The sequence below is a fragment of the Methylomicrobium sp. Wu6 genome, from assembly GCF_035916875.1.
Lineage (GTDB): Bacteria > Pseudomonadota > Gammaproteobacteria > Methylococcales > Methylomonadaceae > Methylomicrobium.
Genome location: NZ_JAXUHN010000089.1, coordinates 42,023 through 68,739 on the forward strand (window position 1 = coordinate 42,023; position 26,717 = coordinate 68,739).

Sequence of the window (26,717 nt, forward strand, 5' to 3'; positions counted from 1 at the left end):
GAACTCGCGCAGTATTAATCAGAACACAAGGGGGGATCCTTGTCCTCTAGGGTGGGGAGGATGTCAATCTATCTGGCGCAACATGATCCCTGATTCTGGATCGGGGGACATTTAACCGAACCGTATGAGCAAAACACACAACAATCGCCTTGCTTTGGTCTGATTAAAGCCCCGCACGCCTTGCAGTCATAGAAAAACTGGCAAGCATCGGTCGGCATGGTTTCCGTTTCGGCGTGGCTGCAGTGTGGACAGGTAATAGTCGATTCAAGAAGAACAGCGCTCATTTTTTCTCTGCCTTGACCGCAGACGGATAGCCCGCGTTCTTGGTGGCTTCGATTAATTTATCCGCAGTGGCCGCCGTATCGTCGAATTGTACTGTCGCTGTTTTGCTCGCGTAATCGACGGAAACCCGTTGCACACCGGAAACCTTTTCAAGCGCTTTTTTGACCGTGATCGGACAAACGGCGCAGGTCATATTTTGCATATCGAGCGTCACCGTGCGCGAGGCAGCCAAAGCCGCACCGGATACAACGGCAAACGCCATAACAAGCGTAAAGGCTTTTATTTTCATAGAATTTTCCTCAATAGAATAATGGGGCAAACCACGGAAACGCCAGTAACCCTAATATGGGAAGAGTCACGCTCCAAAAGATGAAACGCTGTTTGCGCAGGACTGCATCGTCAGCGCACGGCTTGCCGGGTTCGCATGCTTGGGGAGTCATGTAGAGTTTGCAGAACGTCAGGCCAATAAATAACAATGCCATCCCGATGAATACAGGCCGCACGGGCTCGAAGGCGGTTAGCGTCGCAACCCACGCCCCGCCAATGCCAAGGCTCAGCAACGCCAAAGGCGCAACGCAACACAGGCTTGCGCCGATTCCCGCGAGAACGCTCGCGATCAGAGTTAGTTTCGAGTTCATGACGATACCTCTTGAATGCCAATTGTTTTACAATAACATCCGTACTTAAGTACGGAACAAGACTATGACAGAGAAATTTTTTTCGATTGGCGAGTTGGCGAAAATGGCGGGGGTCAACGTCGAAACGATCCGTTTTTATCAACGCCGCGCGTTGCTGAGACAGCCCGTAAAGCCGTTCAACGGCATCCGGCATTACACGGAACAAGACGCGCAGCGAATACGGTTTATTAAGCAGGGCCAAAAATTCGGTTTTACGCTCGATGAAATTGCAGAGCTATTGAGTCTTGATGACGGACGGCATTGTCGGGAAGCAAAAGAAATTGCGATCAGGAAACTTGATTCTATTCGCGAGCGCATCGAAGGACTGCATATAATAGAAGCCGCTTTATCCGATCTAGTCGAGAACTGCACAAATAATACCGATGCAGTTTCATGTCCGATCATTCTTGCCCTTCATCCTTAGAGTGTCTTACTGATCGTATTTCGGTGGGAAGGACGCCGATCAATATATTTGCCGGCGTTATCATTAAAACGGTGGAATATTAAGTAGCGATCCACCCAGTCAGATGCGGGGCTCCCGCTGGTTCTTCGGGGAAGAATTTCACCGCTTTAACAGTTCACTAACAAACTCCTGAAGCGACTTTTCCTGTTCTACACTGAATGCGGCGCATGACAATGTCAGCGTTATCTTTTTTCCATTGTTTTTTAACTTACCCACTGCCTTTCCTTTTTCATTAACGAAAAGCGTGGGCTCTGACTTTGATTGACTTACAGGTGATAAATTTGGTTTTTGATCGGATGATGCTAATGCCGCTATTTTTTCGATCTCTGAAGCTACTCTTATCTGAGTCAATTCCCCGGCTTCAATAAACTCAATCGCTTTTAGCGTTGCTTGGCGATAATTTTGATGATCGATTGATTCTTTGGCAAAGAGTCTTTTCAGTTCCTCTGCCGCAGTTCGATTGAGTAAGAATGGTTTTTCATCCAATTTTGATCTCAACCACTCTGGTAGATCCATAAATGCCAAATAGCGGTAGAGTTCGCTTCTCGTTTTTTTAAGATAGCGAGCTAACTCTGTTCGGCTTCCGAACTTTTCTTGCACGCCATGAATGGCCAAAGCCACCTCATAATCGCTCAAGTCTTCACGATCAAGGTTTTCGGCCACCGCAATCAATCGCATTTGCATATCATCGGCGCATTTCACTATGGCGCTGATATGCGGCTTTTTAAGTAGTTGATGAGCACGCCAGCGTCTTTCGCCGGCGATAATTTGAAACCGATTTTCATGTTTTCTAACAACGATAGGTTCAATTAAGCCGTGCACATCGATTGATTCAGCGAGCTGTTCAATTTTTAATGGGTTAAAGTCTCTCCGGGGTTGCCATGGATTCGGGTCTATCAATTCCGTTGCTATGGGCTGACTTTCACCATCACTACTGGTCAATGAAAAGATTGGATCCGAAGCCAAATGCTGATCGAGATTGGTCTTGGATAAAGACTTGAGTTTATCAAGAGGGGATTGTTTTTTAGTGTCGTTCATTTTTAAGATTCCTTGGCTGTCTCATTCTGGGACACGTCCAATCTAATTTTCGATCGCTTCTTGGTTGTGTTGCTCAAGACCTAACTTATCGATCAGATACCGCGCCAATTCCTCAAAATCTTTGGCTACTTTTCCGTCTTTTTCCAATTTTCGTATCGGCATGCGTGCGATCGATGCCTCGCCAACTTTTGCGCCTGCATGGATCACCATCGGCAATATGTTGCCAATCTTCTCTTGTACCGTTTCAAAAATAGCTTTGCAGGCTCGTCTTCTTTCATCATGTCTTGAAATCAATACGCCGATATTGATCAATTCCGGGTTGATGGTTTCTTTGATTCGGGTGATATAGGCGGTAAGGTCGGCCACGCCGTACAACGGGTACTGGCTGCTGGTTTCGATCGGGACGATGTAGTGGGTTGACGCTGCCAAGGCATTACCGGTCAGCAATCTGAGTGATGGTGGGGTATCGATGATAATGACATCATATGCTTCGCGCAGCATTTCAATACGACGGCGCATTTCTTCATACGGTCTTGGCGAATAATTTCTCAGCGCCTCTTCGACTGATTGATCAAGCTCAAGCGACCCAGGAATTAAATGCACATTTTCAAATCCAGGGTTTGTTTCGATTTGAATTGATTCCATGATTTCCTCAAGACTGCCACGAAACAAGACGCTTGAGTTTTTGCTTAATGTGGATGGATGCGCGACACAGACATGCGTACTGGCATTGGCTTGCGGATCAACGTCAATCAGAAGCACATTGAGCCCTTGAGCACCAAGTTCTGCTGCCAAATTAACAGCAAGGGTTGTTTTGGCTGAACCTCCTTTTTGAATGGCAACGGTAATGACCGGCGCTAATCCTGTTTTTTTCTCGCTCATTATTTTTCCTGTTTTTTTAAAATTAAGTGATTTATATGCCTGTGTCTCATTGTGGGACACAGCGATTCCTTTGAATCACGGTTCATTTTCCGCATATTTGAAATAATGCAACCAACCGCAAAAAGATTCCTTTCCAGGAAGGTGTCTCATTGTGGGACATTTTTTTATCGCTGCGACTAAGATACCTATTCTTTGTCGCTTAATCCCAGCATGGCCTTATAGCGTTCATCCCGGTCGGTATGAACATAGATGGAGGTCGTGGCAATATTGCTGTGACCCAGATTGTCTCGAACGATTGCCAATGGAACACCGTTGGCAACAGCGTGACTACCATGTGTGTGCCTCAGCCAATGCGTGCTGGCTCGTCTCAGTTTTTCTGCTGCCAAAGGGTCTTTACCAGCCACGTCACTCGCTGCCTCTTCGAAAAATCCTTTGAGCTTTTGATACAGGCCAGACTCACTTAGCGCTTCTCTACTTTCCCCACGCAGCTTTCCAATAATGGGTGTTCCCTCGGACACGTAACCCACAGGGCCAAGTTTTCTATGCCTTAGATGGGCGTTTATGCCTTCCATGAGATTGGGGGATATTGGAATTTCGCGGTGTTTATTACCTTTCCCAATGACATCCATCCACCATTGATCTCCGTCAAAGCTAGACACTTGCTTCAGGTCTCCGACCCGTGCCTTCGTCATTTCGTGAAGCCGAAGTCCAGTTTGGTAGGCAAAGCTCAGAATGAAGGCGGTACGCAGGTAATCATTTCGTTGCGATTCGGTGAGTGTTGAATTGTTCGCCTGATTCTCTGCGAACGAAGTAATTTGCTCCCATAAAGCAGGCGATAACAAACGATCTGTACTGCCTGTTCTTCTTCCAAAGCCTTGTGTACTCAATCCGGAAAAGGGATTGCTATCCAAATAACGCTGGCCTACCAACCATTCGCAAAGCCCGCTTAAAATCACCTCAGTTTGCCTTATGCTGGATGGTTTGAGCGGACCCTTCAGAGGCCGCCATTCTGGGGTCCATCGTGGCGCCGGTTTTCCAATCCACCGATCAGCAGGTTGAGGATCAGCAAGAAACCGCCTATATTCTGCGCAATCAGGCGTTGTAATCGATGACAAGGCTTTCCCTTTTTCAAGGATCGCCCACAACAGGAATCTCTCAGCTTCTTTACGATAGGCGCGGTGTGTCGATGTATCCTCATCCCAAAGCGACAGCCAGGCCTTGATTGACTCGTAGTCATTACGCGCATCAATTCTGCATCGTTCTATGGGTGCCCGGTTTGTACCGGTTTCACCGGTTAAATGCGCTGGCGGAGCAAACCGTTCCAAGGGTGCAATGCGATTGCTGACAACAACCACATCAAGATCGGTCGCCTTTTTAGACGACAGATCCAGAGAAATGCCTAAATCAATCTCTGATGATGAAAAAAACTCGTGGATTGCTTCCGCGGATTGCTTACCTAGATGGGGTACTTTTTTCCACCAACTGCCACCGTGCTGATTGATGAATACTGCGAGTTCGGCCAATGTTTTTATTTTTTTTACACTGGCTAAGCGAGCTGAAATTTGCTGAGGGAGCCATCGGTTGTAATGATCTTCCGATTGAGGTCTGGGATCTGGTTTTGATTTGAGCGTATCAACCGATTTGAGTGCTCGATTCATCCATTCCTGGCTGTATTCTCGTTCCTGCTCCCATAGTTTTGCGTCGACATCCAGCCCAAGTTGTTGTGCTTTTCTCGCAAGCTTTTCACGCAGTCGCTTGACTGAACGCATAACTTCGTTTCGGTCTGCGTCGTCAAGATACAGTTCCCCCATGACATCCCATGGAATGCCTTGTATCCAACTGCGTATTAATGCGAGTTCGTTTGGGTTCAAATCACAGACCTTTCACTGACATGTTTTTCTGACGGCCGACGCTGTTTTTTGACCAAAGCCTGCAATTTAACGGATCGCTCTTTCTCTTGAAGTAACGCTTTTTCCAGACTTGAAAGTGCTGCGCGTAATTTGTCTGCCTCTGCTTCCAACTTCCCTTGGCGTTCTAATTGATCGCCTACCTGGTTCATAATTTGCGTTAGTCGTGCGCGTAGTGATTCCTGGTCGAGCTTTGCTGTTTCCAGGGATCGATTCAGATTGGCAATGATTCTGGCTTGCTCGTTCTTCGCTGCCTCTTTTTCTTCCTCGATTCGCTTCAAATGCCAAAGATGATCTTTCTCAGATTTTTCCGACCATTCCCGAGTTTGGGCTTCGTGCGATTTTCGAGCTTCTTCTAATGCGCCTTCAGCTCGCGAAAGATTTTCTCGATTAACAATCAACGAGGATTCGGTTTCTTTTAATTGTTGGGCTGTGATTTTGAGGTTCTCAGTCAAGTCATGACTCAGTGAGATTTGGTCGGCCAATGCTTGACTCAAGTGGCTATTTTCAGACTCCCACTTCTGCTGATTTTCAGTGAGTTTGTCTTCAATAAATCTGATTTGGGATTTCCACTCGGACTCACGAAGGGACAATTCTTTTTCTTTTGTGTCGAACGCTTTCTTCGCCTCTGCCATCGCTAGTTTCCAAAGCGATTCCGATGCATCAACGATCACTGCCGGCATGTTGGGATTTTCCAGCTTCTGACGATGCCTTTCGACAAAATGCAATGTCCAATCATTCATCGCCCGCTTGATCACGGCAGGACTGTTGATATGGATACGATCCCGGATAGCATCAATCGTTGGAAAGCGTCCGTCTTCCAAGAAGACTGAATTGCAACATTCATAGGCCAGGGAATAGGTGTCTGATCGCTTTTCCATCTTGATCACCGTCCCAAGTACATTGCCAAGTCGAAATTCAGTTGAAGCTTTTTTTGTGCGCGGGTTGCCGCCACATAAAGAATATTCAGATCTTCTCCAATGGTCCTAAGTATTTCCTGTCTCTCCATTTCGCCATACTTCGACAGGTCCGGGATGTCACAAAGCTCAATGAAATCATTATCCAATTGCACATTTTCCCACTCCAAACCCTTGGCTTTATGCGCAGTTGACATGACTAGAACGGATTGATCCATGGAGTCGGCCGCGCCTTCTTTCCGCTTGATCCTGTCGATAATGTCCGGGATGGCTTCACCGTATTCTTCAGTAATCCGGCATCTTGGTTTGATCTCGGCATCTTCCACTTCCTCGGCGTAAAGCTTTAGCTCCGGAAAATCCGTAAAAGAGCGAATAAATGGATCTCTGATCAAACTGAATTGACGTTTCCACAAATAGTAAATATCCAGGATTTGTTCGAAGCGATAGCCCTCGCTCCCGCCTATATGCCACCAACTTTGCTGATTATTGATCGCTCTTGCCGTTTGCGAAAAAACGCCGGCATTCGAGCGACTGATGACCGTTTTTGCCTCATCGTCTCCGATTTTCCCAATATGATCAGCACCAGAAAGACCGTGAACCTGCACGGTTTCACCTTTTATAGCCAGGATTTTGTTGGCCACATGAGCGATGTTCGGACCAAATCGAAACGACCCGGTTAGATAACGATCCACCCCGCCTTGTTTTATGGCAAATCCGAGTGCGTTTCGAGCGCCACGCCAGCCATAGATGGCCTGATGAGAATCCCCAACAAAGACTTTTTGTCCGCTTTGTTTAAAGATGATCGACATGCTCACTGGATTCATATCTTGGCTTTCATCGACCAATAGATAGTCATACTCGGAAAGCACCGGATCGGATAACTGAAACAGCTTCAGATAGCCATCGTGCAGCATGCCGACCTCACGATCGTTAATGTCGGTCATTTTCGACCACAGCCTTTTGGCCTGGATGACGATCAACTGTTTGATCGCATTCTCGTCCAGGCCACCGATCCCATTGAACAGTTTTTCCAGGCGTTTGTAGTGCTCGTGAACGTGCTTTCCTTGAATCTCTCTATCGGGGCTGTAGAGAAACTTGATTAAAGTGTCCAGTACCACACTGGCAATAACCAAGTCATCGTTGTGATTGCCGCTGTAGCCGATTTCTCGGCTAAGCTCATCTGCAAGTCGCAATGCTTTCTCGACTTCATGAGGCTTCAGGCCCGCAATCAATTTGTGTTTATAGCGTGCGCCGGTATGCCGGAAGGCGAGCGCATGGGAGGTGATGGGCTTGACCAAGGTGCCTTTGAATTTTTGCTCGGCTTCGATTTGCACCGATTTGTTGAGAACCAAATAGAGCATTTTTTTGTTCTTTCTGGTTTTGGCAAATTCCAGTAACGTGGATGTTTTTCCGGCCCCTGCAAACGCCCGGACCACCAATATGGGTGCTTCGGTTTCAACAATGGATTGCTGTTCTAGGGTGAGTTGCATGACGATCTCTCAATGGTTTTGTCTACTCAAAAGCCTCTCACGAGTCGCCCAATACGCAAGCCTCTTCCATCAATCTGAAAAAGGTTTCCAGATTGACGCTAAATCCTGCGGCATTCTTGTGTCCGCCGCCGCCATACCGTTGCGCTATGGCGCCCACGTCATAATCACCCGAAGAACGAATCGCAAAGAACCAGCGTTGATTGGTACCATCGAATTGATAGCTGACCCCAAAGGTTCCGGATTCCTTAGCCAACTCATGCCCCAATTCGTTTGAAAATTCTGACGGCGCGTTGACCGCCAGGCCTTTGGCATCGCCAAACGTTATCCAGTGTTGTTTGCCTTTTAGGCGCAGGACAGTCCTTTGCCGTTGTTCGAGCAAAATCCCGCCCAATGTCTCCAATTCCTCGATGGACTCCTGTCTCATCAGACCATCCAATGTGTTGATGCTAATGGGTATTTGGCTGTGTAACGCGCAGAGGACGGCTTTGGTGCTGTCGCCATTGAATCGCCACAAGTCATGATCTTCGATGAGGCTCAGTAGGCGCGGAACGGTTTTCTCTGGATTGAAATGCTGCCAGGCCAGAACGCAACCGCTGTGATCCTGTGAAAAATGAATGCACACATTCTCTGGCATGGGATGAGTCGCCCAGTACGCTTCATGCGCCGTTTGCGCCGTGATGTGGTGATCGATCAGCGTAATGGTTCTGGCTTTTTTCGCCGCCTCGACAATCTCCGCTGGACTATAGGAAAAGTCGACAATGAACAGATCATCGCCGTCATCGAACTCAGGCATCGCTTCGTCGTAGCGGACGCCCTGGTGCCGGGTTCGCATGCTATTCTGCTTAAAATGACGCCATACCGCCCACGCGGCGGCCAGTCCGTCCAGACAATTTTTGTGATAGAAAATGACGTTCATAATTTAGTAAGCCTGCTCAATGGTTGCCTTGGTTTTATCATCCAGCTCATGCCACACCGACATCACCGCTCTTCCGACGGCCGCCTGTTCATCCCGTTCGCTGCCGAACATCCAGTATGACCCGTAAATGCTCGTTGCCGATGCCGTGAGGCCAATAGCCAGCGCAATCAGTAACTGCGAGCGCACGGACAGGCCATCAGATCGCTTCACTTCGTTGACCATGCGATTGACGGTTTTGGCCACTGACGCATTCAGCTTTTCCTCGAAGGTTTTTCTTTCCCTGTCGGCCACTACGGCAAATTCCGCCTGTTTTTCGCGAGCATGGTTGTCCACCCGTGAAATCGACTCGACCAACTTGTTTTCCAGATCAAGAACCAGCGGGACGGTTTTGGCTTCCAACTCGCTGATCCGTTGAATAAGTACACCGATGTCACCGATTGCTTCAACGATCAATGCGTCACGTGTTGTTCGGGGATGTTGGGGTTCGCTCATGGTCGTTTAAGAAAAGAGTTCCGTGTAGCAAACATCCAAATTTCGGCTCACATGCTTGGCTAAACATTTAATTCCAAACATATCGGCCCAATGAATTCGCTTTTTCTCGTCCGCATCTTTGTTGTCACGCAATAATGCTTTATAGTCTTTTTGGTCAGATAGCACTTTTTCGATTGATAACTTTTTGATTGCCAAAATATCAAAAAGCTCGTTTTCGAAAATTGCGGCTTTGGTATTAACCTTCGCAGAATTATTTTTCGATGCAAAATTCAGTAAAACTTGAAATTCATCTTCAACATTCGTCTCTACTCTATTAAACAACACACGTATTTTATTAGTCGGAATCCCTGAGCCAGATAACATGGCAATTAATGATATGGTTTCACGCTGCTCCTTTGTACCGTTAGTCACTGGTATTACAAAGTAATCAAATTCCACATGCGATTCTTCAAACTTAAACATCCCATCCAAAAAATACTCAATATTCGATGCGCCTATATCAATAATGACATCTTCGGCTCTTACCAATTTCTGAAATAGCTCCCTAAACTTATCACCTTTAAGCTTTTCTACCGCGACCCCCAATCCCTCAGATGTTTCGTTGATACTTTCTACTGCAATTATTTGTGCCTCTTTCATTCGAGGCGATAATAAATGCGTTGCAATCGTGGTCTTACCAACGGTTCCCGTATAACTCATAACAGCTACTTTCATTTGTTAATCCTCTATATGATTTTCTTCATCAATTTCTTTTAGTGCATTTATTCCAAAGCTTCTTCTTTCTTTTGGGGTTATGAACCTGTTTGGTTCTTCAAAATCATTCTTCATAGTTTCAAGTTGATTCTGCTTTTGGTTTGTATCGACTTCTAAACTTTCGTTTTTCCGTTTGTTTCTAATCCTGTGCAACGTTGTTTCGAATGTTCGAAAGTTCATTTTGATACCAAGCGATTCTCTAAGCGTATCGAACACCTTTTCCCTATGCACTCCAGATGACAAGGCCAGCTCGACAGAGTCTATTACCTCTCTAATTTTGGCTGTATCAGATTTTCCATCCATCCCGCCTGCCAATTTGGCCAGGGCATCAATGGCATCATTTTTTTTTCGATCCAAGGTCATCATCGAATTTAGATTTGATTTGCTTGTGATATGGATTTGTTATGTAAATGTTTTGCTATGGTTATGGTGTGTTCTGATATGGCTATGTCATTGCTATTTACCTGCTCACCATTCGTCACGACTTTGCTCATCGAATGCAATGTATTTGTTATGTCCAGATTACACAGACTTTTCCCCCATGTCCGATCGAAAGAAGCGCTAAAACCGCTCCTTTCGTTTTGAGGTTGCATACCAGTTGACAATCTCTGGAGGATCATTAGAAAATGAAATTTCGTGATGGGTTCTGCGCTACAGGATGCCTTTATCCCCAAAGACCTGCTACGGGAGCAGGCTAAACAGATCCGAGATCCCCCGGACTGCCTATATGGCGGCATGAAGCCACCGGGAATAAAGCCTTTACTGGCTGCCTTTCCTTTTTTCTGGCAACCGTGCCAGAAAATCATTGCACCCAAGGTGCGCCCGCTGATTGCAAATTCCTTTTGCATCAAAAATTTACCCTTATTTTCCAATAAGTTGTGCCTAGAGCCTTTGGGCTGCGACGCTCATCAACCCAAAATTCCACGTCCATTCAAACTTGTGAATTTTTAATCCTTTCCGAAAGATCAGCCCGTAGGACGGCGTCTTTTCGATTAAACCGAAATCCGGCCAAAATTTTTTCCCCGGCCGCTTTTTTAAAACATAGACACTTCAGTCTTTGCCCTTCACCCGCAAAATTCATTTTGTAAAACAGCGGCTTACCAACTCCACTCTTCCAAAGTCTCAAAAGGAAAAGCTGGGGTTTGTCATTTACCACGTTGAAAACTCTCAGAACCAGGCAGTGCCCGACCACAGAAATTGTGTTGGTTGGCCCGATTGACACCCACCTGATAGGCACTTTTCATCAATCTTTCGCTTCGCGCGGCGAATTCAGAAGTAGCGCATTGACGTTTGTCTTTTTCTCACCCTGCTGGGAGGCCAGTCCCAAGCACCTTATGCTCACCGTCGAGAGAAGTGTGTCCGTAGAAAAAGAGGCGTTGGGGATTCCTGCTGGAATTCCCACTGGAGCCGGTTATGCCTGCTCTCGACGTAAAAGATATTTAGGACAACCCGGCTCCACCCCAGAGCGGCTTATAACCAAGCTGTTCCGGCGTGGAGCTGAAAAACTGCAATTAGATTTTTTGGATTTTCCAAGAGGAAGCAATGAAAGTATCAATAACACTGCCTGACCGAAAAATGGCTATTAACTTTTGTGGCCTCGGAAGTAAATCAGGAACCCCAGAAGACGGATTAAGGATTGATTTGATGAGAATCATCTAAAGTCAAAGCATGGATAAAACAATTCTTCGCCACAAAACCCGCTGTCACCCGTTATACAAAAACGGTGAGTCTGAAATTATCCGTGCGTGTAACGATAATGCCAAAACACAAAAGCGGCTTATTAGCCAATGGTTGAGTTTTTGTATCTGGTCGATCACCAAGGACGGTGACTTGCTCGAAACGATTAACTTAGTGACCCGCGAGCATATTATCCGCTACGGACAATACCTAAAATCAGAATTCGATAACGGAAAATTTGCCGGCACAAATACCGCGGCAAGTTATTTGTCAGGAATGAATACCGTGATGAAACTAATCCACGGTGAAAACTGGGAAAAGATCAGCCCTATAAAGGATTGCGGCTTGGAGCCTATTTCTCATATTCCCAACAAGAAACCGGAATTAGACAAATATGGCCTGCCGGATATTGAAAGCCTGGCCGGCTACTTACTCGAACTTCAAATCTCCCTTGGCGTCACTGTGCGTGAGGCTTTGATCCTTGATTTGAAAAAAGCCCTGACAGAAGGACGTTCGACCGGATGGGTCACGGTAACCCACTTTCAAAACGGCGTTAAGCGAAAAGTCCCTTGTCGGCTCTCTGCGATCAAAGCCATCGGTAGCGGCATAGCGGCCAGGCGCCTACAAAAGTGCTTGCCAAGAAAAATGGAGTTCGATGATTTTCTCGCCGCCCATAACAAATTGGCAACGAGAAAGGGTTACTCCACCAATACGGCCCGAGGCATCTATATCCGCGACCGGTACCAGGAATTGACCGGTGTCGAACCGCCGATCATTTCCGGCCTCAGTCAAACTGAACACTGGCAAAATCTTTCTCGGCATTCCAACAAGACGACCCTATCAGAAGCCAAAGGCCTCGATAAAAACACCCGCCACCAAATCGCCAAGGAAATTGGCGTACTGGGCATAGAGCCCCTCAAAGATTACCTGGATAAAAAACCATGAGTCGAAACTACGAAATCGGCAGCCGGGACATGTTCACGGCTGGGAAAATACTGCTGAAAGACCGCTCGCCAAATGGGTTCAAAACCAAATCCGATTACAGCGACCGCTGGCGGTTATTCTGCATGTACGCCGAAGAAAATGGCGTAAAGAAAATGGAAGATGTCACGCCGGCGTTCGTCGTTGCCTATGGCCAGCACTTGCAAAAGCAACTGGAAGCCGGGATCTATTCCAGCGCATCGGCGCCAAAGAATTACCTGTCGACCGTGAATTGCGTCATGCGCCTAGCCACCGGAGGCCAATGGAAAACGGTTCGCCCAAGCAAAGATTGCGGCATCGAACGCAGAAAATATATTCCCAAGGAATCCAAGTCGCTGTCTGAGACTCGGCATCACGAAGTACAGCAAGCGATCGATGACCGACTGTCACGGATCATGGATCTACAACGCACGTTGGGTTTGCGCTTCAAAGAAAGCTGTCTTTTCGATGCCAAAGGCGCATTGAAACAACTCGATAAATTTGACTGCATCACTATTCAGGCCGGTACCAAGGGAGGAAGACCAAGGCGCTTGCCCTGCGACGACGAAATGCGCAAAGTGATCGAGTCAGCTGCTGAAATCCAAAGCGGAAAATCAATGATTCCCAAAGAAATGACTTACATGAAATTCCGCCGGGAATGCTACGAACAATCAAAAGCAAATGGTATTTCCTTCCATCCGGAGCGTCATGCCTTTGCACAACAGCGTTACCGTGAGTTGGTCAATGCGCCTTGTCCACTGGAGGCTGGATGGGAGCACAAAGGACGGATCGAAAAACTGGCCGAATACCTCTCAACTTCCTTAGAAGAAGCCAAGGATATTGACCGCAAAGCCCGCCTCATAATCTCAATGGAATTAGGCCATTCTCGCGTGGAAATCAGTAATGCGTACCTGGGCTAAAGAACTGGAATCGTACACCCATGACTATGTGCGCCGTGGTGGAAAGAAAAACCGACTTAAGCAGGTTTCCTTGATCGTAAACTTCCTGGAGTTTACCGACGCCCAAGAAGGACTGACATCGCTTCATCGACTTGGCAAGCGACATATCATTAATTTCTGGAAAGCGCATCGAGAGATGCCAGAGAAATCGGCTTACGACCACTGGCTGGGGTTTTGTCAGCTCTGGAGTTGGCTTGGAAAATCAGAGAAGCCACCGCGGCCGCATAAAATGATTATTGAAGACTCAACAAGTGATGATGTTGGACAACAAACTGCGATTTGTTTTACCGAATTTTCCTCAGCCATCAAATCGGCTCGTGAAGCTAAAGGCATGCCGGCCCTCAAACTTGCAAACTTGTCTGGTTGTGATCCAATCATCATTGATGAAATCGAGTCTGGACAATACGGATCTGTCTCAATTTCGGTTATTCAGGGTATTTTGAAGGTTTTGAACATTAATCTAATTATTAAAAATGCCGGACTTGAAGCCTCAACCAATTCCTAAGAATTCCCTTGCTCACAAAATGGTGAGATTGAACGGTTGGACCAAAACCGATGCAATTATTGAAATAGCACACTTCGATAAGGTCGATGAAACGGAAGCCACTCGACGCTACGACCTGGCTACCCAGCAAATGATTAATCGAATGGTTGGTCAACATCGGCGACATGATCGCGCTAAATTCGCAATGGACGATGCTCGTTACCTGGTTCTCGCCATCGCCTACCATGATGGTACATTCATCTGTTCAAAAGATTTGCCAAGGATTTCGTACAAGGCTGGATGGGGATCTTTGGTCGGTACAAAAAGCACTGGCCGTGTGATGAAGGAAATCATATTCCCAATGGAAAAATCAGGGCTCATTACTGAAGAGCGAGACGCAGATGACAAATTCATCGGTTATCGTTTGACGGACCAGGGTCGAGCCACACTACTAGGTGAGCAATATTAGCCCTATTGATTTATGTAAGTGCGCACGGGCAGCATTCTACCCGTGCAATTGATCATTGATCAGTCAGTTGATGTTGTCGATTTTCGTTTATTGAATGGCTTCAAATAATTCTTGAGCGTTTAAACGCGCTTGGACATCCTCTTCTTTACCAAGGGATTTGAGCCTGATACCCTCTCTGCCATCAACATACATGGGGCCACCGACATCATCGTCGTAATCCGATCCATCTTCATGAATAGCGTAATAGTCGTCTTTAGAAAGATCGGTGCCTAATAGTTGAGCGAGGTAAATCCAGGTCCAACAACGCTGCAAATTACCTTGGTCAAATTCTTCGATGAGTCTTAGCATTGCTTCCGTTTCACCCTTTTCAGCCGCAACGGTTAACCAGGAATGGACGTCCTGATAACGATCTAATTTTTCAGCTATTTCTGCTACTTTTAGTGGATCATGATTAAGCCCACTTCTGGGTTGTTCAAAAAATGTGGGGTCATCGAAAAAATCTGCCAAATCGATCAAAGCAAGTTCATTTCCTAAGCGGCCCGCCTCACGGAGATGGTGTTCGTACTTTTGATCTTTTACAACGGTGAATGCATACTGTTCAGCCCATTCTTTCTCCACCCCTGTTAATACACGACCACTTTTTTCTTGGTTATACCAAAAATCAAACCCTGGTGACCGTTCGTCTACATCTACGGGGGAATGGATCAAAGCTAAAGCGTAATGGGCACTGGCGTTCCCACTTATAGCAGCATCTTCAAGGGTTTTTAGTAATTCTTGTGAAATCAAGTCATGAGGTTCGTCATGGAATGGAGGCCAATCCTTGTCGACCCATTGCTCCAGATTTTCGTCTTCACTTTCGTCAATGTCTTCTTCCTGCCAATCTGAATAGCCTCGATATGATAATTGCTGCCTTAGCTTCAATATCAAATCGGAAAGCAACAAAATATTGATCCGCTTTTGTTCTATTAAAATTGGAAATTGAGTGGCAATGAAATCGGCCACAGCAGTTGGGTATCCAAGATCCAAGCAGCGCTTATGTAGAGACTTCGATTGCTGGATACACGAATGTACTTGCTCCCCCGGCAACAAAATTGATTCAGAACTCAGCGCTGCAAAGGAGTTATAGCCAAATGCGGTAGCTAAAAGTTCGTAGATATGAGTCCTTTTGAAAGGGGCGGCAATATGAGCCTGGCAGTATTGATGTGTCTCGAAGACAAATGCTTTGATAGTCATAAATAAATTTCCTCAACACTTCATCGTTCTGGGATGAATGCACACGTTTAACGTCCCAACGACGAAGCCATTTAAGAAATTAAATCAATGACAATTTTAGATAAACCTTTTTTTACTCGTGTGCAAGTAAGGCGGGTGCCAAGCATTATTCTAGTCGTTTGATTGATGCTCGTCAAAAAAGGAAGGCAAATTCCGCGCTATGGAACAATTTTCATAAAACCAACGCCCTTGTAACGAAAGACGCTCAAAAATCACGCCTTTCGTTGTGACCTCACATGTTGTTTTTCATTAGGATCATGCATTTCAAGGGAGGCCGAATAGTTCATGCATAAGCAACAAGTCATCATCTATCCAGAATACAGTGCGGATGGCCTTGGATCAGCCTGGGCTGCATGGGAGTTTTTTGGCGATGGGGCTTATTACAGACCCTATCGGTATAACGATCCGATGCCAGACTTCGAGTCCGGAGCGGAAGTCTTTGTGCTTGGCTGTGGAATTTCTTTAGGAATTCTCTTCGAAGCCGCGATCAACGCTGAACGCATCGTGGTTATCGAAAGCCAGTCACATTATGAAGAGAAGTACTTGGATCAGGTCAGTGCTCAGCTGGTACCACACAACCTTACCTTCATAATTGATAGCTCACGAAGCGCTTGTGTCATGGCATGGGAGTTTTTCAACCACGCCAAGACGCCGCTTTTGCTGGAGATGATCCAGGATCACAACCAAGGTCGATTTTCTATCGAGACATCCAGCGATGTTATTGCCGCGCTGAACAATCGTCTTCCAATGGATCTCATGGAATTTGGGGGTATTTCTCTTGGCGAATTAAGATCGGAAGGGAAAGCACTGAATGAGCAGACTCGAAGAATTGCCGCCAGATTAATGAAAGCGCGTCATGCGGTTTGTCTTGGCGATGTCGTTGGCATGGCCATCAACGCGCCGCCGGCATTTGCCAACGATCTTGGCCTGATGCTATCCATGGAAAGGGGAAGCTTTGGAATGACGTATCACTTCAATGGCGAGCGTAATGCTTGGCTCTGTTCACTTCGTTCTAATGGTTCTGTCAATGTTGGGTTACTAGCTGAGCGTTTCGGTGGTGGAGGCAATGAACGAGCCGCTGGCTTTTCTGTAGAAGGAGGTGCGTCGGCACTCAGTTTTCTAGGATATGCAAATCTGGTTAGAATTGATCGCTCAGAGAGTTGACATGGCCAAATTTATCTAGTGCATACGCCAATTTATGGGCTTGGTTGAATTAGCACATCAGGCCCTGTCGGCCATTTTACGACATTCAAGTAGCTGAAAACTTCGGTTATGATCGGGCGGGTTTGAGTTAAGAAGCTAATTTTCAACTTAGCTTAGCTGCTCGAATCTATTCCGTAGATGCACTCGGAGAGTCTGATCAGCAGCTAGCAATTTGGCTATGTGATTACCCAGCATTTTGATGAATGTTTATTTTTCTCATCTCATTCGCAAACAGTATTTATAAAAGTCTTAACATATTGAAGATGTTGCCTTCTTTGCCAGAAAACATTTCTGATCCACCGCCTTTCGGTGGAATAGATATTGCCCCAATTCTTTAGGTATTCGAGGTATTGCTGACGTCTCCTTCGTTCATATTCGATCATCGATTCTTTATTGCCACAATCTAACCTAGCTAAGAATTTAGCAGTTTCGATTCCGTCACGAATGGCAGCACTGACTCCCTGGGAAGACAGTGGATCGAACGTCTGAGCTGAGTCTCCGCAACAAAATAGGCCTTTGGTAAAGAAATTTTTCCGAAAAGTGGAATTGGCGCAAACAATGCGGAAGGATTTTACCTTAGCTATGTCAATTCGTTTTATAGCTTTCGACATGGATGGAAGATCAAGTAGATGTTGATTTACACTCTGGAGAAATGTTTGTAGATCCCTATAGCGCAGAAGATCGCCATCCGTAAAATAGCTTAAGACTCGTGTTTTTTCATCGGACTTTACCGAAAAATACCATCCGTTTTCTGACGAGTCAATGCTGACAAAATTCAACGAATCACGACTATCTTCTTCCAATGTCACAATACACGCGACAAGCTTGTCGAGTGAAACTTTTTTGGATAATTTCGCAAACCTGGGATTGTCCCGGCCAGTTGCGATGATCATTAGCTCCGATGCGATAGATCCGCCGCGTTCGGTGAATATTTTCCACACTTCGTTTTTTCTTTCGACCCGACTTATTTGATCGGTGGAAAAGCATGCCCCGAGGCTTGTCGAGCGCTCGATAAGGATTCTATTGAAGGCATGCTTTTGTTGTACCCACCCAATGCCAAAGGGATGAAGTAACGCAGGGGTCTCTTCCATCTTTTCCGTCCCCCATGAGGAAACAGAACCTGTGATCGGTTCCAACTTAAGTTTCTGGAACAAAGAAAGGACACCCAACTCCCCTAAGCTGGGTATCACAGAGTGACTTAAAGTCTCGCCAAAATCTCCCTTTGCCAACCTAGTCTCATTTTCGCAAAAGACAATGATGTTAAAGTTGCATTGAGCTAAAACTATAGCTGCGGAGATGGCGGCGGGGCCACTGCCGATTATGCTTACATCATACATTTTCATTTTGAGTCAGTGAACACAGGTTGAGTAGCAATAGATACCTGATTTAATGAACCGCCCCCATACCAATCTGCTGAACCAATAGTTTTTTCCCTTCCCATACTTTGCTCGGCGGTGACTTTGGTTCTTCCGGTGTTGGCTCGCCGGGAATAGGGCACCCAGCTTCTATCCAATTTATTAGAATGATTCTTCCGATTTGATTTCCAAGTTTGGGGAATCTACGATCCAGCGCGGCTCCCATCGGGTTATTGACGCGGGCGAGGTCAAGGATCATAGGGCTTGAGCCAGGATCGTACGGAATGACCCAGCCATTTTCAGGCTCCTTGAGTGCTCTCATAAGGCCTTCTATATCGCCGTTTTCAAAGAAGTTAGCTATTAACTGCTTCTCGTTCTTCTCCTTTGTCTTTTTCTTGGAGGCTTTCTCGACCTTATACCTTTTGTGCCCGCCACTACTCCGCGCCAGTTCTCTGAGCTCTTGCATAAGTAGGAACATAGATTGAGCTTTAGTAAGAAAGGTTTTATTAGAATCAGTATCCCCGCTTTCTCCGAGCCACGCTATCCATTGTCTCCACAGTTCTAGATCCCTTTCATCGAAGACTTTATACATAGGACCCTCAAATGTAGTGAGATAGTTTAATAACTTGCTTTCATCCGGTCGTCCAGGTGTGACATAGGGCGAAGCAGCCAGTTCCGCGACGAAAATACGGGGTTCTTCAAATAAATCGTTCAGGCGATGCCCTCCTAAGCTTTTCCCTGTATGGTTAAGCGCCCCGTAGTGGGCCTTCCTGCCAATCAGTTCGATAATGGCTTCCTCTGGATTGCCTTTGTGTTTCCTCGTAAGCGTCAGAGTATCGACACCGTCGATGTTAGTAAAATAGCCATACCCTGCAGTTGCGAAAGCAACAAAGCCGCGCCAGATTCGTTTCCACTCTTCTTGCACGGCCTTCGCGCCGCTGTCTTTTAGTACCCCATCAAGGTACAACTTGGTCGCCTCTTTTGCCTTTGCGCCGTGTCCGTGAGTTGAGTTGTCGATCCCTACATGCATCTTCCAGAAATGGCTGTCGATTCCTAGGTAATCATTTCGCCTAATACCCGGCACGAGACTAAGGACCTCCCATTCCAAGAAAAGGGTCATGCCGATTAATTCTGGAAAAAAGGCTTCGGAATGCTGTGAAATAGCCATTTCGAAGACTGATCCTATATAACTCGATTCGTCAATGTCCGGGTTGTCTGCATATGCTCTCGAATTGACCGGTGGGAGAGAAATCCCAAGCGAACCCAGCAAATTTGTGTACAGATTTCCGTGATGCAGAGAAGGATCACCGTTTCCTATCTCATCGCTCCAAACTTCGAAGAGCAGCGATGAGACTTTATTCATTGCCCCTGTATTTGCAATAAATCGCAGCCAAGCCCCGTCGGTCTGATTAAATACTGCTCTATCATGTATCCGGCTGATAACATCGGTCCGGGTATTTCCTGTTCGCCAACCTAATGCGGTCGCTGCTTGGCTTCTCAAGATTTCATATATTTCCTCCAACTTGGCGTCAAAAGACTGTTCCGAGTACTGAACGAACGATTCCGGATGATCAGCATCAAAAATCCCAATCTGGTCAATCAAAAATTGTGCGGTATTTAGAATTTCTTCAGCAATCAGTTTCGAATAGGGAATAAAGTCCGGGTAATCCTGAATGTTCATCAGATAATAGAAGTATTCTCTGAAGGACTTTCCGTCGTACTTTAACCGTTCGTTCTCGTACTGAAGGATATTCGTACTCTGGCGAGAGCCTGAGCCATCGAAGGATACGGTCTTCTGTAGCACAAAACCCATTTTCTTCCACTCATTGACCATATCCATGTCGCCTGCCCAGTTAGAAGCTCGCAAGTAAAGAGCATCCTTCGCGTTTTCCATCATTTCCATGGTTCGGAGCTTTAAGAATTCGGGGCTTTTGGAGTCGAAATCCCGGAATGCGAATTCATTTTCCAACGCCGCTACTGACCCCATCAGGAATTGACGGAATTTCCCCAAACTGACTTTTTCGGTTTTATCATTCGGTTCTGATTTCAATACGCCGTAGACATCGTTGAGTATACGTTGAATCTGAGAACGCAAATTTTCTAGTGCGCCATTGGCGTATTGGCCCAGGATCTTTGCCGCCGTCGCCGGGTTCTGAAATTTATAAATGTTCCAGCTACGTCTGATCTCGTCGAGAGTCTGCACGGAATCCGTCGGTAAGATATTTGCTATTTCGCTCGGCGAAGCAACAATCAAATGGAAATAGAGGCCTGAATATGAATCGAGGCTTTCTTGCGAAAGGTATTGGACCCTCCAAGGGCTGGCGAGCTCGGAGCCGTCACCAGAAAATTCATCAATCAAATCCGTGTATGCTCCGAGGCCGCTTATTCTCCTAAAAATTGAGAAAATTGAGTCGAACTTGAGCTTAGCCGGATTCGCCGAAAGACCCGACATCAAAGTAACATAGTCCTCTACCGACATACCTTCTGATGGCTCTGGCAAGATTCTGCTTAGCAGATAGGCGTTCGAAGGTCTCGACCTTATACCGATGCCTCTGTCCCACCTGGTTCGCTTAAAAAGGACTTTTTCATAATTGTTCTCGACAGCCTCGACATCCTCCGCGAATTTGTTCAGAACGGCATCCAATTCCTCACTTGTGATGACATCATCTGGACGTTGGGCCGGCCACCAATGTTGCTGACACTCCCAGAAGTCAGCCTGCCACGGCAACGCCATGAACTTCGAGATATCCCCAGCGCCTACCTTTGAATGATCAAATCTGAATGCTTCAGTGTAAAGCCTCGGGTCTCGTGCAATGCAGGTCATTTCAATGCCCGGGTAAAAGGCGCCACCTGCGCAGTTTTCGAGCACCTTTCTTGTCATAGAATTCAGACTTTCCATGTCGTCTGAATTATTCCCAAGCACACCGCTAGTAAAATTATTGTTACTCCATTGGAGGAAACGTTCGTATTGCAAGTAGGTTAGCGACAACCAAGTCGCAGGGTTACCGTCTTCCGGATCCCCCTCGTCACCAGCGAGGGGCGGCATAAAAGTCGTGGTTGCCTGACTTATCGCTGTCGGAGATTTGTACTGATCCGAAAAATCCCCGTTGATGTAAGTTCTGTACGCAGGTTTTCTCAGAACCGAAACAATCCGACTTCTTAGTTGCCTCCCTCGTTCAGAGTTCTTGTCTGATAAGTCAGGATCCAAAAGCGTCGGGGAATTTCCGTTCTCAACCTGAAAATCACCGGCCTTACTTGTTCCGTGCCCCCTTAGACCGCGCGCGTTGACCCATCGCTGGCTGTGCATCCGTTCGAGTAAGGGTTTTATGTCCAACTCAAAAGAAACCTGGTCCGGCCTTCTCAGTATCGGCGTAGTGATATTCAGTAGAGAAGGTTCCCGAAACGCTGTTTCTTCCATAACATCATAAAGGGAAACGACGTTCTTTACATCCGGCGCGAAATCAGGCGGCGTAACCAAGACCCATGCACCGCCTCTGACTTCAACCTCGGCCCCGCCTGTCTTTAAGGTCACTTTCGCGGTGACCGGGCCATCGCTAATATCGTCGTACCAGTCGTCATTATTGGCGTAATTTCTAATCCACCGTTCATCTTTGATCGACTCCCCACGTTCATTTACAGCGTCCGATTTGCCTTGCCCACCAAGTACGATTAGTCGGCCGCTCGCGTCAGTTTGCAGTTCGCCCAAATAGACGTGCGTTGCAGTTTTGAAGGTTCCTTCAAATTTATGCCCGCTTTCTATGGACGCTCCGCCGATTTCCTGCATCCCTCCATTAATTTCGTAGGCATCGACCCTATCCTGCGAGGGGGCATAACTTGTTTTGTTATCGACCAAGTTGATACTTCCCACCTGGAAGTTACGTATGGTGAGTGGAATATCATTGGGCTTTGCAGCGAAAGCATTCAAGGCGGTTTTGGTGCCTTCAAAATTAAACCACGCAGCTTTCTTGTTCGCTAGGTGCACGTTCCAAACGATGTCGGCCTCGGTGGATGTTATCTCTCGAAGCGGCTTATCCTCTTTGTCGAATGCGATGATCATAAACATCGCAGCCTGACGCTTGATTTTCCCTTCGTCATCTTTGTACCTGAAGTCATCGGGTCTCATATCCTTGATGGCGGGGTCAACAAACCAGCCTCTATTCATCTCCCTCTGAACACTATCACCCACCCGCGCTATTCCAATCGGAGGAAAGATCTTGCAGTAGGCTATCTGAATGTCTTCTTTTTCCGCATCCGCAGCTAGGGGTTTGTTTTTATTCATGTCGTTGATCTCCATGTAGTAAATTGTGATTTCAACCTCCTGGCCGTCCAGGACTGCCAGGAAAATCGGAAATGAGTTCCCAGTATTCTCGACGAAGACTCGGGGAGTAGCGTTCGCTTCTAATTTGTTGATAGGTAAGCCACTAGTCAAACTAGTGGCTTACCTATCAACGAGTTATGCAAACTCATCATTAGCTATATGTTTTTACTTACAAGATTATCTAATGCCATAAAAAACCTAAGTCTGCCAAAGACCGACTTTTCAACACAATCTATTGGCAAATAGCTAACCGACAAAGATTGTTATTGATCTGAATCTGTAATTTGAATGTGGAGTTTTGAAGGCACAAAAAGTCAAATACTGTCAGAATCGACTAAAGTACAATTCATTCTTTGCAAATCCCACAACACATAAAGATCAACGCCCAATTCAAACTTAATATGGTCCGGTAAATCGTCATCGAGAATAGCGGCCAGAATGTTCGGCACCAGGCAGGTAAAGTGGACCATCCGACTCTCGTAACTGTTATCGATTTTTCTCCCATTCGGCGATTTCCCTGAACGATCTGACCTCATCCGATTCCAGCAAGAGTAACTAGGACCCAGTGCCAATTGCAGCGGGGTTGCCATAGTATCCAATGCTTTTGGTTTTGCGGCTTACCTGGACAGAGTACCTTTTTACAAACATTGCGCCGTTGATTTGCATGGGCATAAATAAGGTTGAAATGTCGGCTAAATAAATCACCGTAGACATATTCACTCCTGATGATCCAATCATCATTTTCAAATAACTACACAATTTTCTCGTCGGCGTGTCAACCTTATTTAGCACAAATCGAATAACTTTCCTAACAATGAATAGGAGACTTTTCTAATCCAAAAATAAAATAGACATTCAAATATAGAAAGAAGCCTAAAAGCCTCGTCTTTCCCCGCTTGCTTTTTTCCATTTCTCCGTAAAATCCTAGAGAAACCACCTAAATTTCTCCATGAGCGCAGCGAAAACTACATCATCACAAACACTAAATCTTGGACGCCTAAAGTCCTTGGGTATCACCTCGCCCGAATTTGCTCCCTTTTTGCTACCAAGAAAATACCTTGACTTGCGATTGAAACAGCTAAAAACTGATTTTGCCGATTTGCCTGATGGTGAGAAATGCATTCTGTACGGCGAACTGACCGAGATCGTGGTTCATCGCAATTCCGTTCCATCCAGAACCGTTGCAAAACTAGTTGATGTTGTCGGTAACGAAGTCAGTGCGACCTTTTTTGGTGATCCAAGAACCTATGCTTCCGATCTTCAGGATCATCTCTACTGCAAAATTTGTCTGTCCGGAACCATTAGCTATTACAAACAATTTGCTCAACTCAGAAATCCGTCTGTTATCAGTTCCGATTATGTGGGGTACGTTGTGCCTGTTTACCCAGGCAAAGCGCGAGTGATCTCGCCTGAAACCGTTTTTGAGCATTTACAGCTTTCGTTATTGCCTCCTACCGTTCCAATGGCAGCGCAATGGTTGAGACAAAAACTGAGATGGTCATCTGAAACGGAAGCAGAACGATTGTCAGCAATACCAGGCTTGGCCAACCATCCGAGTTTCGAGAGGCTTCTAAACGTCATACATTTTCCTGAAACGATTCGTGATGGACTGCTTGCGATTAAGATGCTGAAACTGATCGCTACGTTCGATGTGATATCCGGTGCTCGTGCTGAAACGTATCGAGAACGAAACCTTCGCTCATCGATTCACATTCCTCACGAATCCCTTGATCACTTGCTTTCCGAAACGGAATTGAAGCCCACCGACGAACAACGGGATGTCATTCAAGAAATCTGCGCGGACATTGAATCGGATATGCCAATGCTAAGGCTTCTATCGGCTGATGTGGGATTTGGCAAAACCTATGTTGCAGCCGCCGCCGGCGCCGCAGTGGTTCGAAATGGTGGTACCGTGGTATGGCTGTGCCCAAACCAGCCGCTGGCTGTTCAAACGAGAGACAACATTGCAAGCTGGTGGCCTGATTTGGAACCGGGCCTTGTTGTTGGTGATTCCAACGAGACACCGAACTCCAAATTCTTGATCGGAACCACAGCACTACATCACCGGCTGCCCAAGAATTTCCATCCGGATTTACTGGTGATCGACGAATCGCAAAAGTTCGGGACTTTGCAAAAAGATCAGCTCGCAGGTCCCGACACCAACATCCTCAATGCAACCGCCACCTGTATTCCACGCACTGCAGCTTTGCTGGAATGGGGCGGCATGGCGGTTTCAAGACTGACCAAGGCCCATGTCCAGAAAGAAATCAAGACAAGGTTGGTTTCGCCTAAACACCGAGAAGCTTTGTTTGAGTCCATCAAGCGTAGCGTCCTTGCAGGACATCAGGCGCTGATTATCTATCCACTGGCTGAATCCAAAGAAGAAGCAGCGATTGACAGAAAATCCGCCGAAGGTGCCTACGAACTTTGGAATCGCCATTTTCCTGGACGGGTTAGATACATGCACGGCAAATTGAAGGACGAAGAAAAGCTGGCTGCGATCGCGGCCATGCGAAACGATGATGCCGACATTCTCATCAGTACCATTGCCGTTGAGACAGGAATCGACTTACCTCGCCTCCGCCATGTCGCCGTGGTTCATCCGGAGCGATTGGGATTAAATACCTTGCACCAAATCCGCGGCAGGGTTGCACGTCGGGGTGGTATTGGTCGATGTGACTTATTCCTGCCCAAAGAAGTGGGTGAAGATTCCATGAAGCGCCTCGAAATCCTCGTTAAATGCTCAGACGGATTTGATGTGGCCACTGAAAACATGAAGCTCCAAGGTTTTGGCGATTTGGGTACCGATGGTACTGCTCAATCTGGACGATCCTTGAGCTTCATTCCTGGCCACAAACTCGACCGTAAAGAGGTTGAGTGGGTGGCTGAAAGATGGATTTTCTGATTGTTGTTCCGGATTACGCATGAGTTATTCAACCGGGCCTTTCACTGTTGATGAGCTTGGGCCGATCCAAACCATGTTGGTCAAAGTGCTGGTTGCTGCAGCCGCCGGGGAGATCGACCTCAATCGCCTGGCCAAGGAAGAATTGGCTGCAAGAGGACTTGATGCTTCTGGTGTTTGGGTTGGTTTTGAACGTGCTCAAACGATTCTCAATAAAGAATCTTCAGTCGCAATAACCATACATTCAAATGAGAAACCTTAAATGAACATAGCTAAAGCAAGTGAACGAGATATAAACATGGCGATCGATCTATGCGGCATACTGGACAGCATAGAAAGAGGATTTATGCCAGTTGCAGCTACTGAAAATGGTGATAACGAAGACACTGAATTCGATCGTGATAACCCGGACGATTGCCGAGTAGCGTTAAACCTAATCATCGATACATTACAGGTCGGCTGCATTGGCCGAGTCATTTGGGGAATGGCCGCGCTGGTAAATCCGGAATCAAAATTGCTTGATCCTGGAGCCGACATTATCAAACTACACCCGTCTTTGTCCAATCGCCAACAACGCCAGGCAGAAATCCTGCAATGGGCCAACGCCACGTTCGGAAAAGCAACAGCAAGCAACACAGGAGAGCGTATTCGCCGTTTTGCCGAAGAATCCATTGAACTGGTTCAGGCTGCTGGATTGGACAAACAATCCCTTCACGACATCATCGATCATGTCTACGACAAACCGGCCGGGAATATTGCGCAGGAAGTTGGTCAAGTCGGTGTTTCCCTTCTGGGATTGTCAGAGCATTTGGGGATTCTGGCAGATGACGAAGAGCGCAAGGAATTTCAGAGAATTTCTTCGCTTCCGTCTGAGCATTGGCTGGCTCGTCAAAATGCCAAGGCAGATAAGGGACTGGCATTGCCTTCAACGGCAAAAGAACCTTCAAACTGAATGGAGTATATGTCGATGTCGATCAAGCCAAAAATATTTATATTACTGTTTTTTATGATGGCTTCCGCAAGATTATGCGCAGATGACGCCGAGTACAGCGATGAATTGGAAAACCATCAAAGAAATGGATTTTTTGGTATCAGCGACAGACCGTCAGCGCCCCAAAACCAAAGAAACGATAGCCGGCAAGATTATCTGAATAGCTACGACCCAAATTCCATGGCGAACTTCCTGATACCCATACAACCACAACCTGACGCTCAACAACCTGTTTTGGTCGACGAAAACTTCATTTACGAAAATGCCATTGACGAATATTTGCTTTATGGGGTGGATGAGTAACTTCTGA

The 26,717-nt window shown here is 46.5% G+C and carries 28 protein-coding genes; 12 read left to right on the forward strand and 16 right to left on the reverse strand.

From position 1 onward, the window contains the following. Positions 1 to 68: 68 nt before the first annotated feature. The 3 genes from U2W12_RS15480 to U2W12_RS15490 are packed head-to-tail and all read right to left on the reverse strand — an operon-like array spanning position 69 to position 920. Positions 69 to 284 carry a GDCCVxC domain-containing (seleno)protein gene (locus tag U2W12_RS15480; protein WP_326501596.1) on the reverse strand — a complete coding sequence of 72 codons (216 nt, stop codon included), beginning with the start codon at positions 282 to 284 and terminating at the stop codon, positions 69 to 71. Next, entirely contained in the window at positions 281 to 544 is a 264-nt protein-coding gene (gene merP / locus U2W12_RS15485; protein ID WP_326501629.1) for a mercury resistance system periplasmic binding protein MerP, read from the reverse strand. The genes U2W12_RS15480 and merP overlap by 4 nt, the downstream gene beginning before the upstream one ends. Before the next feature lie 37 nt (positions 545 to 581). After that, on the reverse strand, positions 582 to 920 hold the full coding sequence (locus tag U2W12_RS15490) for a mercuric transporter MerT family protein (protein WP_326501597.1): 339 nt from the start codon (positions 918 to 920) through the stop codon (positions 582 to 584). A gap of 64 nt (positions 921 to 984) precedes the next feature. On the opposite strand from U2W12_RS15490, the gene merR reads away from it, so the two are divergent. Further along, positions 985 to 1,383, forward strand: a complete 399-nt coding sequence (merR, locus tag U2W12_RS15495; RefSeq protein ID WP_326501598.1) for an Hg(II)-responsive transcriptional regulator — start codon at positions 985 to 987, stop codon at positions 1,381 to 1,383. A gap of 138 nt (positions 1,384 to 1,521) precedes the next feature. On the opposite strand, the gene U2W12_RS15500 is transcribed toward merR, so the two are convergent. From U2W12_RS15500 to U2W12_RS15540, 9 genes are all read right to left on the reverse strand, one after another. After that, positions 1,522 to 2,460 carry a ParB/RepB/Spo0J family partition protein gene (locus U2W12_RS15500; protein ID WP_326501599.1) on the reverse strand — a complete coding sequence of 313 codons (939 nt, stop codon included), beginning with the start codon at positions 2,458 to 2,460 and terminating at the stop codon, positions 1,522 to 1,524. 42 nt (positions 2,461 to 2,502) lie between these two features. Then, positions 2,503 to 3,342 carry a ParA family protein gene (locus U2W12_RS15505; RefSeq protein WP_326501600.1) on the reverse strand — a complete coding sequence of 280 codons (840 nt, stop codon included), beginning with the start codon at positions 3,340 to 3,342 and terminating at the stop codon, positions 2,503 to 2,505. Between the two features lie 185 nt (positions 3,343 to 3,527). After that, positions 3,528 to 5,213 (reverse strand): tyrosine-type recombinase/integrase, encoded by a 1,686-nt coding sequence (locus tag U2W12_RS15510; protein WP_326501601.1) that lies wholly within the window; start codon positions 5,211 to 5,213, stop codon positions 3,528 to 3,530. Continuing rightward, a complete protein-coding gene (locus U2W12_RS15515) occupies positions 5,210 to 6,130 on the reverse strand; it encodes a DNA-binding protein (protein WP_326501602.1) in 921 nt (306 codons plus the stop codon). The genes U2W12_RS15510 and U2W12_RS15515 overlap by 4 nt, the downstream gene beginning before the upstream one ends. A 5-nt stretch (positions 6,131 to 6,135) precedes the next feature. Continuing rightward, positions 6,136 to 7,656, reverse strand: a complete 1,521-nt coding sequence (locus tag U2W12_RS15520; RefSeq protein ID WP_326501603.1) for a UvrD-helicase domain-containing protein — start codon at positions 7,654 to 7,656, stop codon at positions 6,136 to 6,138. A 37-nt stretch (positions 7,657 to 7,693) separates the two neighbouring features. Next, positions 7,694 to 8,572 (reverse strand): DHH family phosphoesterase, encoded by an 879-nt coding sequence (locus U2W12_RS15525; protein ID WP_326501604.1) that lies wholly within the window; start codon positions 8,570 to 8,572, stop codon positions 7,694 to 7,696. Positions 8,573 to 8,575: 3 nt separating this feature from the next. Then, complete coding sequence (locus U2W12_RS15530) at positions 8,576 to 9,064, reverse strand: hypothetical protein (protein WP_326501605.1); 489 nt, start codon at positions 9,062 to 9,064, stop codon at positions 8,576 to 8,578. Between the two features lie 6 nt (positions 9,065 to 9,070). Next, complete coding sequence (gene stbB, locus U2W12_RS15535; protein WP_326501606.1) at positions 9,071 to 9,778, reverse strand: StbB family protein; 708 nt, start codon at positions 9,776 to 9,778, stop codon at positions 9,071 to 9,073. 3 nt (positions 9,779 to 9,781) lie between these two features. Then, complete coding sequence (locus U2W12_RS15540) at positions 9,782 to 10,183, reverse strand: hypothetical protein (RefSeq protein WP_326501607.1); 402 nt, start codon at positions 10,181 to 10,183, stop codon at positions 9,782 to 9,784. A gap of 270 nt (positions 10,184 to 10,453) precedes the next feature. Between U2W12_RS15540 and U2W12_RS15545 the strand changes: the two genes are divergently transcribed. The 6 genes from U2W12_RS15545 (at position 10,454) to U2W12_RS15570 (ending at position 14,366) form a co-directional block, all read left to right on the forward strand. Then, positions 10,454 to 10,768 (forward strand): hypothetical protein, encoded by a 315-nt coding sequence (locus U2W12_RS15545; RefSeq protein ID WP_326501608.1) that lies wholly within the window; start codon positions 10,454 to 10,456, stop codon positions 10,766 to 10,768. A 404-nt stretch (positions 10,769 to 11,172) separates the two neighbouring features. After that, entirely contained in the window at positions 11,173 to 11,385 is a 213-nt protein-coding gene (locus U2W12_RS15550; protein WP_326501609.1) for a hypothetical protein, read from the forward strand. 100 nt (positions 11,386 to 11,485) lie between these two features. Next, positions 11,486 to 12,439 (forward strand): hypothetical protein, encoded by a 954-nt coding sequence (locus U2W12_RS15555; RefSeq protein ID WP_326501610.1) that lies wholly within the window; start codon positions 11,486 to 11,488, stop codon positions 12,437 to 12,439. 122 nt (positions 12,440 to 12,561) lie between these two features. Further along, on the forward strand, positions 12,562 to 13,374 hold the full coding sequence (locus U2W12_RS15560; protein WP_326501611.1) for an integrase domain-containing protein: 813 nt from the start codon (positions 12,562 to 12,564) through the stop codon (positions 13,372 to 13,374). Continuing rightward, complete coding sequence (locus U2W12_RS15565) at positions 13,358 to 13,918, forward strand: helix-turn-helix domain-containing protein (protein ID WP_326501612.1); 561 nt, start codon at positions 13,358 to 13,360, stop codon at positions 13,916 to 13,918. Before U2W12_RS15560 ends, U2W12_RS15565 begins: the two co-directional genes overlap by 17 nt. Next, complete coding sequence (locus U2W12_RS15570) at positions 13,887 to 14,366, forward strand: hypothetical protein (protein ID WP_326501613.1); 480 nt, start codon at positions 13,887 to 13,889, stop codon at positions 14,364 to 14,366. Before U2W12_RS15565 ends, U2W12_RS15570 begins: the two co-directional genes overlap by 32 nt. 87 nt (positions 14,367 to 14,453) lie before the next feature. Here U2W12_RS15570 and U2W12_RS15575 read toward each other — a convergent pair whose 3' ends face one another. Further along, positions 14,454 to 15,599, reverse strand: coding sequence for a hypothetical protein (locus U2W12_RS15575; protein WP_326501614.1), 1,146 nt, complete (start codon positions 15,597 to 15,599; stop codon positions 14,454 to 14,456). A gap of 324 nt (positions 15,600 to 15,923) precedes the next feature. Between U2W12_RS15575 and U2W12_RS15580 the strand changes: the two genes are divergently transcribed. Next, positions 15,924 to 16,802: a hypothetical protein gene (locus U2W12_RS15580; protein WP_326501615.1), complete on the forward strand. Its 879-nt coding sequence runs from the start codon at positions 15,924 to 15,926 to the stop codon at positions 16,800 to 16,802. Positions 16,803 to 17,062: 260 nt separating this feature from the next. On the opposite strand, the gene U2W12_RS15585 is transcribed toward U2W12_RS15580, so the two are convergent. The 3 genes from U2W12_RS15585 to U2W12_RS15595 all read right to left on the reverse strand — a co-directional run bounded on the left by U2W12_RS15585 (position 17,063) and on the right by U2W12_RS15595 (position 22,984). Continuing rightward, a complete protein-coding gene (locus tag U2W12_RS15585) occupies positions 17,063 to 18,178 on the reverse strand; it encodes an FAD-dependent monooxygenase (RefSeq protein ID WP_326501616.1) in 1,116 nt (371 codons plus the stop codon). A gap of 49 nt (positions 18,179 to 18,227) precedes the next feature. Then, positions 18,228 to 22,475, reverse strand: a complete 4,248-nt coding sequence (locus tag U2W12_RS15590) for a LodA/GoxA family CTQ-dependent oxidase (protein ID WP_326501617.1) — start codon at positions 22,473 to 22,475, stop codon at positions 18,228 to 18,230. A 353-nt stretch (positions 22,476 to 22,828) separates the two neighbouring features. After that, positions 22,829 to 22,984 (reverse strand): hypothetical protein, encoded by a 156-nt coding sequence (locus U2W12_RS15595; RefSeq protein ID WP_326501618.1) that lies wholly within the window; start codon positions 22,982 to 22,984, stop codon positions 22,829 to 22,831. 479 nt (positions 22,985 to 23,463) lie between these two features. Between U2W12_RS15595 and U2W12_RS15600 the strand changes: the two genes are divergently transcribed. From U2W12_RS15600 to U2W12_RS15615, 4 genes are read left to right on the forward strand one after another with little or no spacing between them, the layout of a single operon-like run. After that, positions 23,464 to 25,419 (forward strand): helicase-related protein, encoded by a 1,956-nt coding sequence (locus tag U2W12_RS15600; protein WP_326501619.1) that lies wholly within the window; start codon positions 23,464 to 23,466, stop codon positions 25,417 to 25,419. A 19-nt stretch (positions 25,420 to 25,438) separates the two neighbouring features. Beyond that, entirely contained in the window at positions 25,439 to 25,678 is a 240-nt protein-coding gene (locus tag U2W12_RS15605; protein ID WP_326501620.1) for a hypothetical protein, read from the forward strand. Beyond that, on the forward strand, positions 25,679 to 26,368 hold the full coding sequence (locus U2W12_RS15610) for a hypothetical protein (protein ID WP_326501621.1): 690 nt from the start codon (positions 25,679 to 25,681) through the stop codon (positions 26,366 to 26,368). A gap of 15 nt (positions 26,369 to 26,383) precedes the next feature. Next, a complete protein-coding gene (locus tag U2W12_RS15615) occupies positions 26,384 to 26,710 on the forward strand; it encodes a hypothetical protein (protein WP_326501622.1) in 327 nt (108 codons plus the stop codon). The last annotated feature ends 7 nt before the right edge of the window (positions 26,711 to 26,717 follow it).

What these genes read in the sequence shown, in the direction of transcription:
- U2W12_RS15570 (WP_326501613.1), top strand. Translation starts at nt 13,887, where the DNA reads ATGCCGGACTTGAAGCCTCAACCAATTCCTAAGAATTCCCTTGCTCAC.
- U2W12_RS15540 (WP_326501607.1), bottom strand. Translation starts at nt 10,183, where the DNA reads ATGATGACCTTGGATCGAAAAAAAAATGATGCCATTGATGCCCTGGCC.
- U2W12_RS15555 (WP_326501610.1), top strand. Translation starts at nt 11,486, where the DNA reads ATGGATAAAACAATTCTTCGCCACAAAACCCGCTGTCACCCGTTATAC.
- U2W12_RS15490 (WP_326501597.1), bottom strand. Translation starts at nt 920, where the DNA reads ATGAACTCGAAACTAACTCTGATCGCGAGCGTTCTCGCGGGAATCGGC.
- stbB (WP_326501606.1), bottom strand. Translation starts at nt 9,778, where the DNA reads ATGAAAGTAGCTGTTATGAGTTATACGGGAACCGTTGGTAAGACCACG.
- merP (WP_326501629.1), bottom strand. Translation starts at nt 544, where the DNA reads ATGGCGTTTGCCGTTGTATCCGGTGCGGCTTTGGCTGCCTCGCGCACG.
- U2W12_RS15600 (WP_326501619.1), top strand. Translation starts at nt 23,464, where the DNA reads ATGAGCGCAGCGAAAACTACATCATCACAAACACTAAATCTTGGACGC.
- U2W12_RS15530 (WP_326501605.1), bottom strand. Translation starts at nt 9,064, where the DNA reads ATGAGCGAACCCCAACATCCCCGAACAACACGTGACGCATTGATCGTT.
- U2W12_RS15610 (WP_326501621.1), top strand. Translation starts at nt 25,679, where the DNA reads ATGAACATAGCTAAAGCAAGTGAACGAGATATAAACATGGCGATCGAT.
- U2W12_RS15605 (WP_326501620.1), top strand. Translation starts at nt 25,439, where the DNA reads ATGAGTTATTCAACCGGGCCTTTCACTGTTGATGAGCTTGGGCCGATC.
- U2W12_RS15615 (WP_326501622.1), top strand. Translation starts at nt 26,384, where the DNA reads ATGTCGATCAAGCCAAAAATATTTATATTACTGTTTTTTATGATGGCT.
- U2W12_RS15560 (WP_326501611.1), top strand. Translation starts at nt 12,562, where the DNA reads ATGTACGCCGAAGAAAATGGCGTAAAGAAAATGGAAGATGTCACGCCG.
- U2W12_RS15580 (WP_326501615.1), top strand. Translation starts at nt 15,924, where the DNA reads ATGCATAAGCAACAAGTCATCATCTATCCAGAATACAGTGCGGATGGC.
- U2W12_RS15575 (WP_326501614.1), bottom strand. Translation starts at nt 15,599, where the DNA reads ATGACTATCAAAGCATTTGTCTTCGAGACACATCAATACTGCCAGGCT.
- U2W12_RS15480 (WP_326501596.1), bottom strand. Translation starts at nt 284, where the DNA reads ATGAGCGCTGTTCTTCTTGAATCGACTATTACCTGTCCACACTGCAGC.
- U2W12_RS15515 (WP_326501602.1), bottom strand. Translation starts at nt 6,130, where the DNA reads ATGGAAAAGCGATCAGACACCTATTCCCTGGCCTATGAATGTTGCAAT.
- U2W12_RS15590 (WP_326501617.1), bottom strand. Translation starts at nt 22,475, where the DNA reads ATGAATAAAAACAAACCCCTAGCTGCGGATGCGGAAAAAGAAGACATT.
- U2W12_RS15585 (WP_326501616.1), bottom strand. Translation starts at nt 18,178, where the DNA reads ATGTATGATGTAAGCATAATCGGCAGTGGCCCCGCCGCCATCTCCGCA.
- U2W12_RS15500 (WP_326501599.1), bottom strand. Translation starts at nt 2,460, where the DNA reads ATGAACGACACTAAAAAACAATCCCCTCTTGATAAACTCAAGTCTTTA.
- U2W12_RS15505 (WP_326501600.1), bottom strand. Translation starts at nt 3,342, where the DNA reads ATGAGCGAGAAAAAAACAGGATTAGCGCCGGTCATTACCGTTGCCATT.
- merR (WP_326501598.1), top strand. Translation starts at nt 985, where the DNA reads ATGACAGAGAAATTTTTTTCGATTGGCGAGTTGGCGAAAATGGCGGGG.
- U2W12_RS15565 (WP_326501612.1), top strand. Translation starts at nt 13,358, where the DNA reads ATGCGTACCTGGGCTAAAGAACTGGAATCGTACACCCATGACTATGTG.
- U2W12_RS15520 (WP_326501603.1), bottom strand. Translation starts at nt 7,656, where the DNA reads ATGCAACTCACCCTAGAACAGCAATCCATTGTTGAAACCGAAGCACCC.
- U2W12_RS15595 (WP_326501618.1), bottom strand. Translation starts at nt 22,984, where the DNA reads ATGGTCCACTTTACCTGCCTGGTGCCGAACATTCTGGCCGCTATTCTC.
- U2W12_RS15525 (WP_326501604.1), bottom strand. Translation starts at nt 8,572, where the DNA reads ATGAACGTCATTTTCTATCACAAAAATTGTCTGGACGGACTGGCCGCC.